Source organism: Streptomyces spinoverrucosus (genome assembly GCF_015712165.1).
Lineage (GTDB): Bacteria > Actinomycetota > Actinomycetes > Streptomycetales > Streptomycetaceae > Streptomyces > Streptomyces spinoverrucosus_A.
Genome location: NZ_JADPZX010000001.1, coordinates 315,037 through 331,260 on the forward strand (window position 1 = coordinate 315,037; position 16,224 = coordinate 331,260).

The window sequence follows — 16,224 nt, forward strand, 5'->3', positions numbered from 1 at the left end:
ACCTAAGGAGACACGTATGTGCCTGGCGGTACCCGGCAGAGTGCTGGACGTCGAGGAGCGGGACGGCACCCGCATGGCCACCGTCGACTTCGGCGGAGTGGTCAAGGAGGTGTGCCTGGAGTATCTGCCGGACCTTCAGGTCGGTGAGTACGCCATCGTCCATGTCGGGTTCGCCCTGCAACGGCTGGACGAGGAGTCGGCCCGCCGGACGCTGGAGCTGTTCGAGAACCTCGGCATGCTCCAGGAGGAGTTCGGCGATCCCTGGGAGCAGGCCGAGCAGGTTTCGGGGCCGCAGACCGGGGAGGCGCGGCAGTGAAGTACATCGACGAGTTCCAGGACCCGGAGCTGGCGGCGCGGCTGCTCGACGACATCAGGGCCACGGTGACCCGGCCGTGGGCGCTGATGGAGGTGTGCGGCGGCCAGACCCACACCATCATCCGGCACGGCATCGACCAACTGCTGCCCGACGAGGTGGAGTTGATCCACGGGCCGGGCTGTCCGGTGTGTGTGACGCCGCTGGAGGTGATCGACAAGGCGCTGGAGATCGCCTCGCGGCCCGACGTGATCTTCTGCTCCTTCGGCGACATGCTGCGGGTTCCGGGCACCGGGCGCGACCTGTTCCAGGTGCGCGGCGAGGGCGGTGACGTACGGGTGGTGTACTCCCCGCTCGACGCGCTGCGGATCGCCGAGGAGAACCCGGACCGGCAGGTCGTGTTCTTCGGCATCGGCTTCGAGACGACCGCCCCGCCCAACGCGATGACGGTGTATCAGGCCCGAAAGCGCGGCATCGGCAACTTCAGCCTGCTCGTCAGCCATGTCCGGGTCCCGCCGGCCATCGAGGCGATCATGCAGTCCCCGGACTGCCGGGTGCAGGCCTTCCTCGCGGCGGGCCATGTGTGCAGCGTGATGGGTATGGAGGAGTACCCCGCGCTCGCGGAGCGGTTCCGGGTGCCGATCGTGGTGACCGGGTTCGAGCCGCTGGACATCCTGGAGGGCGTACGGCGTACCGTGCGGCAGCTGGAGCGCGGCGAGCACACGGTCGACAACGCCTACCCGCGCGCGGTGCGGCCCGAGGGCAACCCGGCGGCGCGGGCCATGCTGGACGACGTCTTCGAGGTCACCGACCGGGCCTGGCGCGGTATCGGGGTCATCCCCGACAGCGGCTGGCGGCTGTCCGAACGCTACCGGGACTACGACGCCGAGCACCGCTTCCAGGTGGGGGACATCACGACGCGGGAGCCCGCCGAGTGCCGCAGCGGTGAGGTGCTGCAGGGGCTGCTGAAGCCGCACGAGTGCGAGGCGTTCGGTACGACGTGCACTCCGCGTACGCCGCTGGGGGCGACGATGGTGTCCAGCGAGGGGGCCTGCGCGGCCTACTACCTGTACCGGCGGCTGGACCTGCCGGGCCGTGCGACGCCCGTGACGGTGACGACCCCGAGCCAGGAGGACAGCTCCCTTGTCTGAGACCACCGCCGCGCCGGACATGCTCTCCTGGACCTGCCCGGCGCCCCTGCGGGACCGGCCGCGCGTGGTGATGGGCCACGGCGGGGGCGGTGCCATGTCGGCCGAGCTCATCGAGCAGGTCGTCCTGCCCGCGCTGGGCGGGCGGGAGCGGGCGCCGCTGACCGACTCCGCGACCGTCGAGCTCGGCGGTGCGCGGCTCGCCTTCTCCACCGACTCCTTTGTCGTACGGCCGCTGTTCTTCCCCGGCGGGAGCATCGGTGACCTCGCCGTCAACGGCACGGTCAACGACCTCGCCATGAGCGGGGCCCGTCCGGCCGTCCTGTCGTGCGGGCTCATCCTGGAGGAGGGCGTCGAGATCGACACCGTCGCCAGGGTGGCCGAGGCGCTCGGTGCCGCCGCACAGGCCGCCGGGGTGCGGGTCGTGACCGGTGACACCAAGGTCGTCGAGGCCGGGCACGGGGACGGCGTCTACATCAACACCTCCGGCATCGGCCTGATCCCGGCCGGCGTGGATCTGCGCCCGGAGCGGGTCGTCCCGGGGGACGTCGTCATCGTCAGCGGGGCCGTCGGCGTGCACGGCGTGGCCATCATGAGCGTGCGCGAGAACATGCGGTTCGAGGTGGAGATCGAGAGCGACTGCGCGCCGCTCGGTGGGCTCGTCGAGGCGATGCTCGCCATCACACCGGACCTGCGTGTGCTGCGGGACCCGACCCGCGGGGGCCTGGCCGCCTCGCTCAACGAGATCGCCACGGCCTCGGGGACCGGGATCGTCGTCCAGGAACGTGCCGTGCCGGTGCCGCCTGCTGTGGCCAGTGCCTGCGCCATGCTGGGCCTGGACCCGATGTACGTGGCGAACGAGGGCAAGCTCGTCGCCTTCGTCCCCCGGGAGCACGCCGACGCGGTCCTCGCGGCGATGCGGGCGCACGAGCGGGGCTCCGAGGCGGCGATCGTCGGCGAGGTCGTCGCGGACCATCCGGGCATGGTCGTGGCCCGCACCGGGCTCGGCGGGACGCGGGTGGTGGACATGCCGCTGGGCGAACAGCTGCCGCGCATCTGCTGAGAGTCCGGGCGGGGCCGCTCGGTCAGCTGGTCAGGCCGCGTCGGCCCGGGCGGGTGTCGAGGGTCCAGGTGTGGGTGCAGCCGGGGCACTGGAGGTGGACGCGGGCGCCCTCGTTGGCGATGAGGTAGCGCCAGTGCGTCGGGCAGTTGCGGCGCGCGGCGCAGGTCACGCAGTCGCGGGCGTCGTCGCAGCGGGGGCAGGGCACCCAGGCCCGGCGGGCCCGGTCGGCGTGCGGATCAATGGGAAGGCGCATCGCCCGTGTCCCGTCCCGGCAGTACGCCGGCCGCCACCAGCATGGCGTACGTCCGCTCCTGCTCCTCGCTGAGGCCGGAGTAGAGCAGGGCGTGGGCGGCCTCCTCCTCCCGCAGCACGGCCACCGGGTCCCAGTCGGGCCCGAGTGCCGCCACCACCTCGGCCCGCCGGCGGGCTTCCTCCCGCGTGAGGTCGATGGTGAAGGGCACGTGGTCGGGGGTGGGGCTGTCGTCCATGGGATGGTGCTTTCACGGGGGAACGTATGTGCCCAGCCACGTCTACCAGGCGTGATGTGCCCTGTGAAGCGGATGTGACGGATGCCATCGCCCGGGGCCCGGGAGGTCAGGCCGCCCGGTCCTCCCGGTGCGCGGGCTCGTCGCGGTGCGGGCGGATCGTCGGCCAAGGGCGTGCGGGTACGGCCGTACGCCCCACCGCGGCCGCCAGCTTGCGCAGTCGGCGCCAGTCCAGGCGGGGCGGCAGGTCGGGGACGCCCGGCCGGTCGCGGGGGACGCGTACGCGCAGCGCACGGCGTTCGATGCGGCAGCGCACGGGGGTGCTCAGGGTCACGGCCTCACCGTCGAGGCCGACCTCCAGCTGCGGCTCGTCGGCTTCGATGATCACCTCGTGGGCCGTGCGCGCCCCGAAACCCTGCGGGTCGAGCAGCAGCTCGGCGGCCTCGATGGCGCTGTCCACCTTCACGGAGAGCACGCCGAGCCTGCCGGAGTTCAGCCGCTGGCGCCGGCCGAAGCCGAGGGGGTCGTCGATGCGGTACGGGTTGTTGCTCACCAGCACGGCCTGCGGGTCGGTGAACGTCGTGCCGTCGGCGTGGGCGGTCAGGCGGGGGCCGCGCTGCCGGGTGAGCAGGTCGGGCAGCAGCTCCAGTGCCGTACCGACCTTGTCGTCGCGGTAGCCGGGGCTCTGCACGACCGCGCCGTACACCCCGAAGGAGGCGTTGTTGACGAACGGGCGGTCGCCCGCGAAGCACAGGTCCACCCGCAGTTCGACGCCGTCGGTGAGCGCGTCGAGGCAGGTGGCGGGGTCGTCGCGGTCCAGGCCGAGGTCCATCGCGAAGTGGTTGCGGGTGCCGGCCGAGATCACCAGGAACGGCAGTCCGTGCTCCGCGGCCACCGCCGCCACCAGCGCCTGGGTGCCGTCGCCGCCCGCGACGCCCAGGAGGTCGGCGCCGTCGGCCACGGCCTGGCGCGCGAGTGCGGCGACGTCCTGGTGGTGCTCGGGGTCGAGCAGGACAACCTGGGCGCCGAGGCTCTCGGCCTTCTCCCGCAGTGCGAACCTCTCCACCTTGCCGCCGCCCGAGCGCGGGTTCAGCAGCAGGAAGGGCCGCTGCGGGGGCGGGGTCCGGTACTCCTTGAGCCGCCCTTGGCGCAGGCCGGTGCTGCGCAGCGCGTACCGGCCGCTCCACACGGCCGCGCACCACAGCAGCCCGGAGACGGTGACCACCCACAGGAGGTTCGCCCGCTCGAACAGCGCGATGACACCGACGGGGCCGGCGACGGCCAGCAGCGCGGCGGCTACCCGCACGGGCCCGCGTCGGGAGAGGGTCCACCACAGCGCGGCGCAGGTGAGGCCGAGGCCCGCGAGCCCCACGACGAGCAGGACGAGGCCGCCCACGCCGCCCTGCGCCAGCGGCAGCAGGACCGCCACGGCCGCCGCCGCGAGGGCTGCCCTGGCGGCCCATATCTGCCGGCCGTGCCGCCATTCCACCGATGTCGATCCCACAGGTCCCTCCACACGCGGCCGGTCGGTGCCGGTCGGCGCAGCCGTCCGTGCGGTTCCAAGGTCTCATGCGGGCGGTGGACGACGTAGAGGGGACGGGGGGCGCGGCGCAGCATCCCGGCGCACCGGGGCCCCTGTGCTCCGTTCGAGTGGTGCATTCCCGCGCGCGGTCGTAGCGTCGGAACGAGTCGGCCCGGAAACAGACGCGCACCGACGCAGCGCAGACGCAGGACAACGGCGGGGAGCAGAGATGATCAGGCACAGCATGAGGGCGATCGTCACGCTCTGTGCCGCGGCAGCGCTCGTAGCGACCTTGGGCACCGCCTCCGGCGCCCCGTCGAAGGCGCGCCCGGCGCAGCGGCATGCGCAGGATCCGGTGCTGGTGGACTGCTTCTGGCGCCCCGAGGTGCGCCCCGCCGAGTTCATGCTGGCCTGTGGTGACGGCAACAGTCGTCTTGCCTCGCTGAAGTGGTCGCGCTGGGACGGGGGCGCGGCGGTGGCCAAGGGGGTCAACTGGGTCAACGACTGCAAGCCGTACTGCGCGGCGGGCAGGTTCCACTCGTACGCCGTGACCGTGCGGCTGGACGACCCGAAGCCGTGGAAGAAGAACCCGGACCTGCGGCAGTACGGCAAGATCGTCCTGACCTACACGGACGGCAGCCCGGAGGGGTTCCCGAAGGTGGTCACGTACCCCCTGTGGAGCTGAGCCGAGGTCGGCTCGCCCGATAACACGCCCGCGGACGTAAGGTCCATGCCAATACGGCGTGCATTGGCATGGACCTGATAGGCATGCCTGGCTAAGCTCTGCCCAAACGCTGTGAGAGCGCTCTCACCCTGCGGTTGTTCCACCCCACCTTGCTGGAACGACGAAGGGCAACTCCCTTGAGACGCAAGAGACTCATGCATGCCGGTCTGGCCGCTCTCCTCATGCTGGGCAGCTGGACCGCCGCTGGAACCCTCCCCGCCTCGGCGAACGACTCCTCCCCCACGGCCGACGCACCGCAGGCCTCCACGGGACTGATCCAGGCGATGCAGCGGGACTTCGGCCTGACGAAGGCCGGGGCCGAGAAGCGGCTCGCGGCCGAGGCCGACGCCCGGGACGTCGCGCCCGCCGCGCGCCGGGCCGCCGGAGCCGCGTACGGCGGTTCGTGGTTCGACGCCGGAGCCGAGCGGCTGACCGTGGCCGTCACCTCGGACGCCGCGGCCTCGACCGTACGGGCGGTCCGCTCCACCGGCGCGGCCGTCCGCACCGTGCAGCACAGCGCGCGCGAGCTCGACGCGACGCTGGCGCGCCTCGACCGGCTCAACGCGCCCCAGGGCGTGAGCAGTTGGCATGTCGACCCGGCCGCCAACACGGTCGTGGTGAACGTCGTGGACAGCCGGCGCGGCGACAACGATGTCCGGCGGTTCGTCTCCCGCGCCCGGGAGACCGGTCCGGTGACCGTGGAGACGGTGCCGGCCGCGCCGCGCACCTTCGCGGCCGGCACGGTCGGCGGCGACCCGTACTACACCGGCAACGTCCGCTGTTCCATCGGCTTCTCGGTGCACGGCGGGTTCGTCACCGCCGGGCACTGCGGCGGGGCCGGCGCCGCCGTCCGGGGCTGGGACGGCACGCACATCGGTTCGTTCCAGGGCTCCTCGTTCCCCGGCAACGACTACGCCTGGGTCAACGTCGGCAGCGGCTGGTGGACCGTCCCGGTCGTCCTCGGCTGGGGCCAGATCCCCGACCGGCTGGTGCGCGGCTCGGCCGAGGCGCCCGTCGGCACCTCCATCTGCCGGTCCGGCTCCACCACGCACTGGCACTGCGGCACCGTGCTGGCCAAGAACGAGACCGTCAACTACAGCCAGGGTGCGGTGCATCAGATGACGAAGACCAGCGTCTGCGCCGAACCCGGCGACTCCGGCGGCTCGTTCATCAGCGGTGACCAGGCCCAGGGCGTCACCTCCGGCGGCTGGGGGAACTGCTCCGGCGGCGGGGAGACCTGGTTCCAGCCGGTCAACGAGATCCTCAACCGGTACGGGCTGACACTGCACACGGCCTGAGGCACCACAGAGAGTCGAGGGTTCCGCCGGTCGCCCGGCGGAACCCTCCTGTGTTTCCGTCAGACGCAACCGGCCGGCGTCGCCCGGGACGCGTCCTCGATCAGCGCCTCGTGGGCCGCCGCGAGCCGCCGCACATCCGGCTTGACGACCTTGCGGTCGTACGTCAGCAGGCCGTTGAGCTCGCCCTCGACGTCCGAGATCTGCGTGTAGACGGCGCCGTTGCTCCCCCGGCACACCAGGGCGCGCACCTCGTCGAGCTTGCCGAGGTAGTCGTCCGTGTACGTGGCCGGGTCGACGTCGACGTACGACTGCTGCACCGACCAGGCGTGGCCGGGTACCGCGAGCCCGAGGCCGCCGTACTCCCCGCTGACCAGGGCCCGTTCGCCGTCGGGGTGGGGCGGCAGGGCGGGGCTGGGATAGCCGTGTTCGTCCATGATGTCGCCGGTGCCGCCGTCCGCGCCGAGGTTGAGGCCGGACTGGTTGTTGACCAGGCGGCTCGGGTCCCAGGCCTTGGCCTGGGCGGCGATGCGGCCGACGTCGTACTGGCCCCAGCCCTCGTTGAAGGTGACCCACATGACGATCGACGGGCTGCTGATGTGCTCGTCGATCATCTCCTTCATCTCGCGCTCGTACTGCGCGCGGGCCGCGGCGCTCGGGTTCACGCCGGCCGTCATCGCGGGCATGTCCTGCCAGACGAGGAGACCGAGGCGGTCGGCCCAGTAGAACCAGCGGTCGGGTTCGACCTTGATGTGCTTGCGGACCGAGTTGAAGCCCATCTTCTTGTGCATCCTCAGGTCGTACGCCAGGGCCTCGTCGGTGGGCGCGGTGTGCAGGCCGTCCGGCCAGAAGCCCTGGTCGAGGGTGGCCATCAGGAAGACGGGCTCGCCGTTGAGGAGGGTGCGCGGGACGCCGTTGATCTTCCGCACCTCGACGGAACGCATCCCGAAGTAGCTGCCGACGCGGTCGCGGCCGACGCTCACCTTCAGGTCGTACAGGAAGGGGTCGTCGGGTGACCACAAGCGTGGGCGCGGGATGCGGAGGGTGAGGGGTTCGCCGCTGCGGCCGCGGGCCGTGGCGACGGGGCGGTCGCCGTCGTACGCGGTGGCGGTGACCGGCAGGCCGGGGCGGGCGCCCTGGGGTTCGACGGTGAGGGTGCCGGTGGCCACGTCGGGGGTGAGTTCGAGGCCGTCGACGTGGTCGGCGGCGACCGGTTCCAGCCAGACCGTCTGCCAGATGCCGGACGAGGGGGTGTACCAGATGCCGCTCGGGTCGAGGCGCTGCTTGCCGACGGGCGGGTTCTCGCCGTTCGCCGAGTCCGTGGGGTCGTAGACGCCGACGACGAGTTCCTGGGTGCGGCCGGGTACGAGGGCGTCGGTGATGTCGGCGGAGAACTTGTCGTAACCGCCCTGGTGCGAGGCGACCTTGGTGCCGTTGACGTAGACCTCGGACTGCCAGTCGACGGCGCCGAAGTTCAGCTGGAGGCGTTTTCCGCCGCCGATCCGCCAGTCGGACGGGACGGTGAAGGTGCGGCGGTACCACATGCGGTCCTCGTGCCGTTCGATCCCCGACAGCTGGGACTCGACCGGGTACGGGACGAGGATCCGCTCGTCGAGGTTCCGGCCGAACGGCGGCTCCTCCCCCGCGCTCGCGGCCGCGAACTGCCAGGTGCCGTTGAGGTTGCGCCAGCTGTCCCGGGTGAGCTGGGGGCGGGGGTACTCGCGGTGGGCGTTGGCCGGGGTGACGTCGTCGGCCCAGGGGGTGCGCAGCTGGTAGGTGGAGCGGTTCGGGCCGCTGCTCCAGAAGGCGTTGACAACGTTGCCGTCCCGCGCGGTGAGGCCGCCCTCGCCGTCGTAGCGGATGTCCGCGAGGCCGGGCGCGGTACCGGTCTTGTTGCCGACGACGGGTTCGTCGAGGCCGACGAGCAGCGAGTTCGGTGCTGTTGGGTCCAACCGGGCCGCGCCCACAGGCCAGGTGGCGCCGCCGATCACGGCGTCGAGGTGGTCGGTGAGACCGGCGGGCGGCGCGGCGAGCTCCTGGGCGAAGTCGAGGCGGAGCGTACGGCCGTCCTGGAGCACGGTGGTGGCGATGGCGCCGTCGTAGTCGTAGCCCTCGGGGAGGCGGAAGGCGGACTGCGGGATCGCCGTCTTGACGCCGTTCGGCGGTGTCCAGCGCAGGTGGAGGTTGGAGCCTCCCCAGTGCTCGAAGTACTCGACCTTGATGTCGTACGACCGTCCCGCCGTCAACTCGACGGGGGCGCTGGTCTGTTCGCGGTCCCAGTCGTCCACCCAGTGGTCGATGACCGGCTCGCCGTCGATCCACAGCCGGAAACCGTTGTCACCGATGATCGAGAAGGTGGTGGGTCCGGTCCACTCCGGCACGAGACGGCCGGTCCAGCGGACGCTGACGTCGTCGGACCGGCCGGTGGCGGCCTTGAGGCGGGACTCCAGTGAGTCGAAGTCGAGTTGGGGGTCGAAACCGGTGGCTTTGAGCTCGTGGAAGTCGAAGGTGCCGGGGGCCGAGTGGGTGTAGTACTCGCCCTTGAGGCCGCGGGCCTCGACGGGGTCCTCGGCCGCGGTCGCGGCGGGGGTGGCGGCCAGTCCCGCGGTGCCCAGCACGGCCGCTAACAGCAGTGCGAGGCGGTCTCTGATTCTGAAGTGTCCGATGCGCACGAATCCTCCTTGGCTGAGGCCGATGCTGTGGCTCAGGAAGGGTGGCGGCTCACTGCGTCGGTCTGTACAACGTTGCAAACACAGCAGTTGGCATGACAGCACGGCTCCCGACGCCTGTCCAGGTTCATGACAAACGCGCTCTACTTGTCGGAGTCGCGATCCCCGTTGAGGAGGCCTGATGCCGGTGAGCCTGAAGGACGTGGCGGAGCGCGCGGGCGTCTCGATCAAGACCGTGTCCAACGTCGTGAACGACCATCCGCACGTCACGCCCGCCACCCGGGCCCGGGTCCAGCAGGCCATCGACGCGCTCGGCTACCGGCCCAACCCCACCGCGCGCCATCTGCGCAGGGGGCGTACGGGCATCATCGCGCTGGCCGTGCCCGAGCTCGCCAACCCCTACTTCGCCGAACTCGCCGAAGCCGTGATCGACGCGGCGGCCGAGCACGAGTACACGGTCCTGCTCGACCGCACCGGCGGGCGACGGGACCAGGAGGTGCTGGCCAGCCAGGGCTTCCGGACCAAGGTGATCGACGGAATCATCCTCAGCCCGCTGGAACTTCAGGACGCCGACCTGGCCGGGCGGCCCGACGACGTGCCGCTGGTGCTGCTCGGCGAGCGGGAGTACGACGCCCCCTACGACCACATCGCGATCGACAACGTGGCGGCGGCGCGCACAGCGGTACGGCATCTGCTGGAGCTGGGCCGTACCCGTATCGCCTATGTCGGCGCCGGGGCGGACTCGGCGAACCGTCCGGCCGAGCTGCGACTCGCGGGCTGGCGTGCGGAGTTGGCGGCCGCCGGGGTGCCTGCGCCGGAGAGCCTGGTGGTGCGCGGCAAGGGGTGGGGACGGGAGCGCGGGGCGCGGGCGATGGCCCGGTTGCTGGACTCGGGGGTGCGGCCCGACGCGGTGTTCGCGTTCAACGACCTGATCGCCGTCGGGGTGCTGCGGGAGCTGCACGAGCGGGGGTTGCGGGTGCCGGAGGACGTCGCCGTGGTGGGGTTCGACGACATCGCCGAGGGGCGGTTCGGGGCGGTGTCGCTGACCACTGTGTCGCCGGACAAGGGGGCTGTCGCGCGGTTGGCGGTGGCGTCGGTGCTGGGGGCGCTGACGGGGGGCTCGGAAAAGCAGAAGGGTTCCGGCAGGCGGGACATCACGCCTGGGTTCCGGTTGGTGGTGCGGGAGAGCACGGTGGGGCGGCGTTGATCATTTCCCTTGTTACGTCTTGATGACATACGGGACGAAGTCGTGGCATCGGCGCAGGGCAACGAACGGCCGTCGAAACGGGTCGTATGAAACGTAACGCCGCGAAAGCGCACGACACGATGGGGGAACCATGAATGCGCGTACCCGACTTGGCATCGCCGCCCTGGCGGCCGGGGCCGCTGTCACCCTGACCGCCGTCCCGGCGGCCGCCGGCCCGGCCGCCTCCGGCACACCCCGGTTCCTGGCACCGGGCGAGCTGCCGCCGCACCCGACGTCGGCCTGGTACGCCGGGCCCGTCACCGCCGGGCAGCCGGACCCGCTGCCGATCTGCGTGGGCGAGGCGCTGCCGTCGACCGCCACGCACCGCTCGTACTGGACGGAGTTCGACACCAACGCCCTTCAGGTCACGGTGGTGGAGCGGAACGAGCGGCGGGCCAAGGAGTTCGCCGCGCTGCTGCGCAAGGATCTCGCCGACTGCGCCGAGAAGTTGATGGAGCAGGACCCCGACATGACGGCGACCGAGAAGTACTACGGCCGGCTGAACGTCGAGGAGGGCGCCCACGTCTACGGCCTCCACACGGTGCACGAGTGGGGCGCCTCCGACATCGCCCTGTTCTCGGTCGGCCGGGACGGCAGGACCGTGACGGTCGTCAAGTGGGCGCAGATGGGCACGTTCCAGCACGCCCAGGTCGCCGACTTCAAGGCCACGACCGTGAAGGCCGTGAACAAGCTCCACTGAAGGTGTGGTCGTCGCGGCCCCGGCTTGCAGGAATGCCGGGGCCGTGACTTCTGACGCTGCGCGCCTACCGCTTGCCGGGCGCCCTTTCATGGCGGTCGAGCTCGGCCGGCAGGTTGCGCAGTGATGCCCTGGTGGCGCGGATCTCCTTGTCGGGCAAGGCCGCGAGGAGGGTGCGGTTCAGCTTCTCCGCCTGTCGGTCACTCGGGCGAGCGCCTCCTCGCCGCGAGTCGTGAGCGTGAGCAGAGGCGAGCTGAACGAACCCTCGGGCCCTGCCCCACACCTCCGCCGACGCCCTGCCGGACGCCCAGCACGCGCTGTATCTGGCACTGGGCGAAGTGATCAGCGCGTATCTCGCACATCTGCACCTGGAGGAGACGGTCGCGATGCCGGCGCTGTGGCAGTACACCGGCGAGGAGGAACTGAGCGCCGCGCTCGCCGCCTTCCGTTCCTCCCGCACTCCCGAGGAGACTCTGACCGACCTTCGCAGGATGCTGCCCGCTCTGCCGCCCGCGCCTCGTGCCGCGATCGTGCGCGGTGTCGTCGAAAACGCTCCGGGCCGGGCGGACGAGACACTTGCCGCTGTCTCCACGACCCTCAGCCCGACCAGCGTCACCCACCTCTCCGGACCACACACCTAGGGCCCGTCATGGTGCCGTCGGACGTCCTCCTCGGGAGCGTCTCGCCGCTTCCTTCTCAGGCCTCTCGGGCCGACGATCAACATCACGAGGAAGAAGACGAACCCGAGCAGGCCGATGTCGTTCCAGAACGCCGGGTAGGACAGGGTGCTGCCAGGCGCATTGGCCTGCTGCACGGCCGACAAGCACAACACGAGTCCGATTCCGGACTGCCAACGCTTCATGGGGACAGGCTGGCATCGCCCGGCCGGGACCCCTCCCGGGGAGACCGGTGGACGACCGTGATGTGGCGCTCGCGGCCCGGGTTCTCGAGTTCGTCGACCACGGCGACGGCCAGGTCCTCGGCGCTGATCCACGAGCGGCTGTCCTCGGCGGTGAGGAGGGTGTCGGTGCCGCGCCGGTAGCGGCCGGTGCGTTCACCGGGTTCGAGCAGGGCCGGCGGGCTCAGGTACACCCACTCCGCGCCGGCGTGCGCCTGGCAGGCCCGCAACTGGGCGACACCGGCGACGGCGACGGCCCGGTACTCGGCGGGCACATACGCGGGGTTGTCGGCGACCAGCAGCTCCCGGTCGCCGGGGCTGCGCAGGGCACCGGCACCTCCGACCACGAGGACGCGCATCCCGCGCCGGGCGGCGACGTCCAGCACGGTACGGGTCGCGCCGACCAGGAACTCCTGGTCGGCCGGAAAGGTCCGGACGGACACCACGACGGCGTCCGGGACGGCGCCGTGAGGAGCGGAGCCTGCCAGCGCCTCGCGCAGGGCCTGCGGGTCGTTCGCGTCGACCGCGACCGGTGTCACGTTCGGATGCTCGCTCGCGGGCTTCCGGGACAGGGCGAGCACCCGGTGCCCGCGTCCAGCGGCCTCGTCGATCACCCGGCTGCCCACCATGCCGGTGGCACCGAGCACCGCGATCGTCCCAAGGGTCCCCATCGCACCCGTCTCCCTTCGATCCATCCGGTCTGTCGTCATGGGATCCGCTCCCCTCTGGCACGGCGCTCCGCATGCCCTGCGTGCGCGATTCCGGCGCGCGGGAGCGGGGCGTTGAACTGCGCGGCGAGCAACGCGGCCAGGGCGAGGACGAAACCGAAGGACTGCGGCAGACTCAACGACTCGCCCAGTCCGAGGCCGACGACGGTCGCGACCAGCGGGGACAACAGGACCAGCGGTGCGGACGCGCCGACCGGCAGCCGCCCGATCCCGCGGAACCACAGTGTGTACGCGATCAGCCCGCCCATGCTGCCGAGCCACAGGTAGCCGCCGACGGCTCCGGCGTCGATCCGCTGCGGCACACCGTCGATCGCGAGGGCGAGCGGCAGCAACAGCAGGCCGCCGGCGGTCAGTTGCCAGCCCGCCAGGGTCAGGGGCCCCACCCCGGCGGGGCGGCCCCAGCGCTTGGTGAGGACGACCCCGCCGGCCATCGCGGCCGTACCGCCGAGGCCTGCGAGGACCCCGACGGCGTCGAGCCGTGCCTGCGGTCCGAGCACGACGAGCCCGACGCCGAGCACGCCGAGCACACCCCAGGACCACCGCCAGGCCGTCGGCCGGTCGTGGAGCACCGCTATCGCCAGCCCGGCGACCAGCAGCGGCTGGGTGGCGCTGAGGGTGGCGGCGACTCCGCCGGGGAGTCGTTCGGCCGCCAGGAACAACAGCGGGAACAGCGCGCCGATGTTGAGCACGCCGAGGACGGCGGCCTTCCACCACCAGTCCCCGCGCGGGAGCACACGGGTGAGCGCCAGCCCGACCAGTCCGGCGGGCAGGGCGCGCATCAGCCCGGCGAACAGCGGATGCCCGGGCGGGAGCAGTTCCGTGGTCACGGCGTACGTGGTGCCCCAGGCCGCCGGTGCGAGGGCGGTCAGTGCGACGGTCACCGCCCGCTGCGCGGACACGGTCCGCGCCGGGCCCGGTGGCCGCTCGGTCAGAGTCTCCATACGGGGAAGTCTCGGCCCCGCGGGCCATGACTCCAAAGCATGCTTGTCATGGCAGCCATGAACGAACACGATGAATACGTGGACCTCCAGCAGATGCGTTACGTCGTCGCCCTCGCCGAAACCCGCAACTTCACCCGCGCCGCCGAGCGCTGCTCGGTCGTGCAGTCCTCGCTCAGCCACCGGATCGCCGGTCTGGAACGCGAGCTCGGGGTACAGCTCTTCGCCCGGTCCAGCCGCCGCGTCGAGCTGACCAGTGCCGGGGCGGCGTTCGTCGCCGGCGCCCGTGAGTGCCTGGCCGCCGCCGACCGCGCGGCCGCCGACGCCGCCGCGGCGACCGGCGTGGTGCGCGGGCGGCTCGCCGTCGGTGTGATCGTGACCGCGGCCGCCGTCGACGTACCCGAGTTGCTCCAGCGGTACCGGGCCCAGCATCCGCAGGTTCACGTCGCCCTGCGGTCCGGACGCAGCGACGACCTGGTGACGGCGATCCGCGAGGGCGACCTGGACATCGCCTTCCTCGGCCTGCCGGAGGGCGAACGGCCGTCCGGGGTGGAGAGCGTCGTCCTCGATCACGACCGGCATGTGCTGGTGGTGCAAGCCGGGCACCGGCTCGCCGGCGCGTCCCGGGTCACGCTGGAGGAGATCGCCGGGGAGACCTTCGTGGACTTCGCGGCGGGGACACCCGCGCGGGCCCAGTCCGACCGGGCGTTCACCGCCGCCGGCCTGGTCCGCGACGTGGCGTACGAGGCCGCCGTCGTGGAGCTGATGACCCGGCTGGTCGCGCGGGGGCTCGGCATCGCGCTGATGCCGTCGGCGTACATCCGCCCACTGGCCGCCGACGATCCGGAACTGGCGCTGGTCCCGGTGGTCGACGGCCCGCGCCGGGTCGAGTATCTGGCGTGGAGCCGTTTCAACCCCAGCCCGGCGACCCGCGCCATGCTCGGCGTCCTCGGGGTCGGATCACCGTGAATCCGCTCGGACAGGCGCGCGGAACTCCGTGCTGTCGGCACCACCGGGCGCTGGGCGGGTGAAGGGACGTCAGCGCGCTCCCCCCACCCTCAAACCTCCAGCACCTCCCCCACCCACACCGCCCAGACGTCAGCGCGCTCCCCCACCCCCTCAAACCGCCAGCACTTCCCCCGCCCGCACCGCCCGCCCCGAGCCCAGCGACTCGTTGGCCGCCAGCCCCGTCACCAACGACCGCGCCCCCGCCGTCGCGTCGGCAGCCCGCCCCAGCGGATCGGACGCGCCCGGCCCGAACAGGTCGTGCAGCATCCGGACATCCCCTCCCCCGTGCCCGCCCTCCCCCGTGGGCACCTTGATCTCGCGCGGGCGTTCCCAGAACCGCCGCAGCAGCAGTTCCGTGCGCCCGGCGTCCTCGTCGGTCGCGGCGCCGTGCAGGGCGGTCTGCGTGCCGGGGCGGGACCAGGTCGTCTCCTCGACGAGGAGTTCGAGACGGCCCTCGCTGCCGTTGAAGGCGATCCGGTAGCCCTCCCAGGGCGCGTAGGCGGTGAGGTGGTACGTCAGGGTGGCGCCGGAGTCGTAGCGGACGAGGACCGCCATGTCGTCCTCGATGCTCACGCCCGGCGCGAAGACGTTCTGGTCGCGGTGGTAGCCGTCCTCCGGCTCGGCGTCCAGGTAGAGGGACTTGAGCAGCGGCTCGTCGGCGAGGCGCAGGGCGAAGGGGTCGCCCTCGGCCGCCGGGGAGCCGTGGGCGCGGGTGTAGTCGCGGGCGAGGCCGCGGCGCCGGCCGGCTTCGTCGCCGTAGAAGAAGAGCCCGCCCTGGGCGAAGACGGTGTCGGGGCGGGCGTCGAGCCACCAGTTGACGAGGTCGAAGTGGTGGGTGGACTTGTGGACGAGGAGGCCGCCGGAGTTGGCCTTGTCGCGGTGCCAGCGGCGGAAGTAGTCGGCGCCGTGCCGCAGGTCGAGGAGCCACTCGAAGTGCACCGAGCCGACCTCGCCTATCTCGCCGCTCGCGAGGAGTTCCCGTACGGCCGAATGGACGGGGTTGTAGCGGTAGTTGAAGGCCACCCGCACCGAGCGGCCGGTGCGGGCGCGGGCGTCCAGGATGCGGCGGGCGCGGTCGGCGTCGGTCGTCATGGGCTTCTCGGTGACCACGTCGCAGCCCGCCTGGAGGGCGCGCACGATGTACTCGTCGTGCGTGCGGTCCACCGTGCACACCACCACGAGGTCGACCCGCTCGCGGCGCAGCATCTCGTCGAAGTCCTCGGCCCGGTACGCCGGGACCGGCCCGGCGGGCGCGATCCATGTGTTGTGCACGGCCATGCGGTGCGCGTTGACGTCGCAGAACGCCACGAGTTCGGCCCGGTCGGCGTGCGGGCCGGTCAGGGCCTGGGTGTAGAGACGGGCGCGGGCGCCGAGGCCCACCACGGCACAGCGGCGTCGGGGCGCGGAGTCCAGGGGCATGCGGAGCCTTTCGTTCCGATGATGCGGTGCACGGGTCTTGTCGTGACATCCGGACGTCCCTAGGGTCCCAG

Annotated in this window: 17 protein-coding genes; 9 read left to right on the top strand and 8 right to left on the bottom strand. The window is 72.1% G+C overall.

Features of this window, described 5'->3' with window-relative positions:
• The first annotated feature begins 16 nt into the window (after positions 1 to 16).
• Genes I2W78_RS01455 through hypE form a run of 3 tightly spaced genes read left to right on the top strand, consistent with a single transcriptional unit; the run spans position 17 to position 2,524 of the window.
• Positions 17 to 316 (top strand): HypC/HybG/HupF family hydrogenase formation chaperone, encoded by a 300-nt coding sequence (locus I2W78_RS01455; RefSeq protein WP_196456215.1) that lies wholly within the window; start codon positions 17 to 19, stop codon positions 314 to 316.
• Positions 313 to 1,464 carry a hydrogenase formation protein HypD gene (gene hypD / locus I2W78_RS01460; RefSeq protein WP_196456217.1) on the top strand — a complete coding sequence of 384 codons (1,152 nt, stop codon included), beginning with the start codon at positions 313 to 315 and terminating at the stop codon, positions 1,462 to 1,464. Before I2W78_RS01455 ends, hypD begins: the two co-directional genes overlap by 4 nt.
• Positions 1,457 to 2,524 carry a hydrogenase expression/formation protein HypE gene (hypE, locus tag I2W78_RS01465; RefSeq protein WP_307783574.1) on the top strand — a complete coding sequence of 356 codons (1,068 nt, stop codon included), beginning with the start codon at positions 1,457 to 1,459 and terminating at the stop codon, positions 2,522 to 2,524. The genes hypD and hypE overlap by 8 nt, the downstream gene beginning before the upstream one ends.
• Positions 2,525 to 2,546: 22 nt before the next feature.
• Here the strand turns inward: hypE and I2W78_RS01470 are convergent, their stop codons facing one another.
• From I2W78_RS01470 to I2W78_RS01480, 3 genes are all read right to left on the bottom strand, one after another.
• Positions 2,547 to 2,777: a hypothetical protein gene (locus I2W78_RS01470; RefSeq protein ID WP_196456218.1), complete on the bottom strand. Its 231-nt coding sequence runs from the start codon at positions 2,775 to 2,777 to the stop codon at positions 2,547 to 2,549.
• A complete protein-coding gene (locus tag I2W78_RS01475; protein ID WP_196456219.1) occupies positions 2,761 to 3,012 on the bottom strand; it encodes a DUF6400 family protein in 252 nt (83 codons plus the stop codon). Before I2W78_RS01475 ends, I2W78_RS01470 begins: the two co-directional genes overlap by 17 nt.
• Before the next feature lie 106 nt (positions 3,013 to 3,118).
• Positions 3,119 to 4,513, bottom strand: coding sequence for a diacylglycerol/lipid kinase family protein (locus I2W78_RS01480; protein ID WP_307783575.1), 1,395 nt, complete (start codon positions 4,511 to 4,513; stop codon positions 3,119 to 3,121).
• Positions 4,514 to 4,760: 247 nt separating this feature from the next.
• On the opposite strand from I2W78_RS01480, the gene I2W78_RS01485 reads away from it, so the two are divergent.
• On the top strand, positions 4,761 to 5,216 hold the full coding sequence (locus I2W78_RS01485) for a hypothetical protein (protein ID WP_196456220.1): 456 nt from the start codon (positions 4,761 to 4,763) through the stop codon (positions 5,214 to 5,216).
• A 176-nt stretch (positions 5,217 to 5,392) separates the two neighbouring features.
• Positions 5,393 to 6,553, top strand: a complete 1,161-nt coding sequence (locus I2W78_RS01490; protein WP_196456221.1) for a S1 family peptidase — start codon at positions 5,393 to 5,395, stop codon at positions 6,551 to 6,553.
• A 59-nt stretch (positions 6,554 to 6,612) separates the two neighbouring features.
• Here the strand turns inward: I2W78_RS01490 and I2W78_RS01495 are convergent, their stop codons facing one another.
• A complete protein-coding gene (locus I2W78_RS01495) occupies positions 6,613 to 9,222 on the bottom strand; it encodes a PA14 domain-containing protein (RefSeq protein ID WP_374222628.1) in 2,610 nt (869 codons plus the stop codon).
• 178 nt (positions 9,223 to 9,400) lie between these two features.
• Between I2W78_RS01495 and I2W78_RS01500 the strand changes: the two genes are divergently transcribed.
• From I2W78_RS01500 to I2W78_RS01510, 3 genes are all read left to right on the top strand, one after another.
• Positions 9,401 to 10,426, top strand: coding sequence for a LacI family DNA-binding transcriptional regulator (locus I2W78_RS01500; protein WP_196456222.1), 1,026 nt, complete (start codon positions 9,401 to 9,403; stop codon positions 10,424 to 10,426).
• Between the two features lie 130 nt (positions 10,427 to 10,556).
• Positions 10,557 to 11,165, top strand: coding sequence for a hypothetical protein (locus tag I2W78_RS01505; RefSeq protein WP_196456223.1), 609 nt, complete (start codon positions 10,557 to 10,559; stop codon positions 11,163 to 11,165).
• A gap of 335 nt (positions 11,166 to 11,500) precedes the next feature.
• Positions 11,501 to 11,803: a hypothetical protein gene (locus I2W78_RS01510; protein WP_196456224.1), complete on the top strand. Its 303-nt coding sequence runs from the start codon at positions 11,501 to 11,503 to the stop codon at positions 11,801 to 11,803.
• Here the strand turns inward: I2W78_RS01510 and I2W78_RS01515 are convergent.
• The 3 genes from I2W78_RS01515 to I2W78_RS01525 are packed head-to-tail and all read right to left on the bottom strand — an operon-like array spanning position 11,800 to position 13,729.
• Entirely contained in the window at positions 11,800 to 12,024 is a 225-nt protein-coding gene (locus I2W78_RS01515; RefSeq protein ID WP_196456226.1) for a hypothetical protein, read from the bottom strand. The two genes, I2W78_RS01510 and I2W78_RS01515, sit on opposite strands and share 4 nt — an antisense overlap.
• On the bottom strand, positions 12,021 to 12,731 hold the full coding sequence (locus I2W78_RS01520; protein ID WP_196456228.1) for an NAD(P)-dependent oxidoreductase: 711 nt from the start codon (positions 12,729 to 12,731) through the stop codon (positions 12,021 to 12,023). Before I2W78_RS01520 ends, I2W78_RS01515 begins: the two co-directional genes overlap by 4 nt.
• Positions 12,732 to 12,766: 35 nt before the next feature.
• On the bottom strand, positions 12,767 to 13,729 hold the full coding sequence (locus I2W78_RS01525; RefSeq protein WP_196456230.1) for an EamA family transporter: 963 nt from the start codon (positions 13,727 to 13,729) through the stop codon (positions 12,767 to 12,769).
• A gap of 78 nt (positions 13,730 to 13,807) precedes the next feature.
• Between I2W78_RS01525 and I2W78_RS01530 the strand changes: the two genes are divergently transcribed.
• A complete protein-coding gene (locus I2W78_RS01530; protein ID WP_196464356.1) occupies positions 13,808 to 14,695 on the top strand; it encodes a LysR family transcriptional regulator in 888 nt (295 codons plus the stop codon).
• Between the two features lie 150 nt (positions 14,696 to 14,845).
• On the opposite strand, the gene I2W78_RS01535 is transcribed toward I2W78_RS01530, so the two are convergent.
• Positions 14,846 to 16,153: a Gfo/Idh/MocA family protein gene (locus I2W78_RS01535; RefSeq protein ID WP_196456232.1), complete on the bottom strand. Its 1,308-nt coding sequence runs from the start codon at positions 16,151 to 16,153 to the stop codon at positions 14,846 to 14,848.
• Positions 16,154 to 16,224 lie beyond the last annotated feature (71 nt).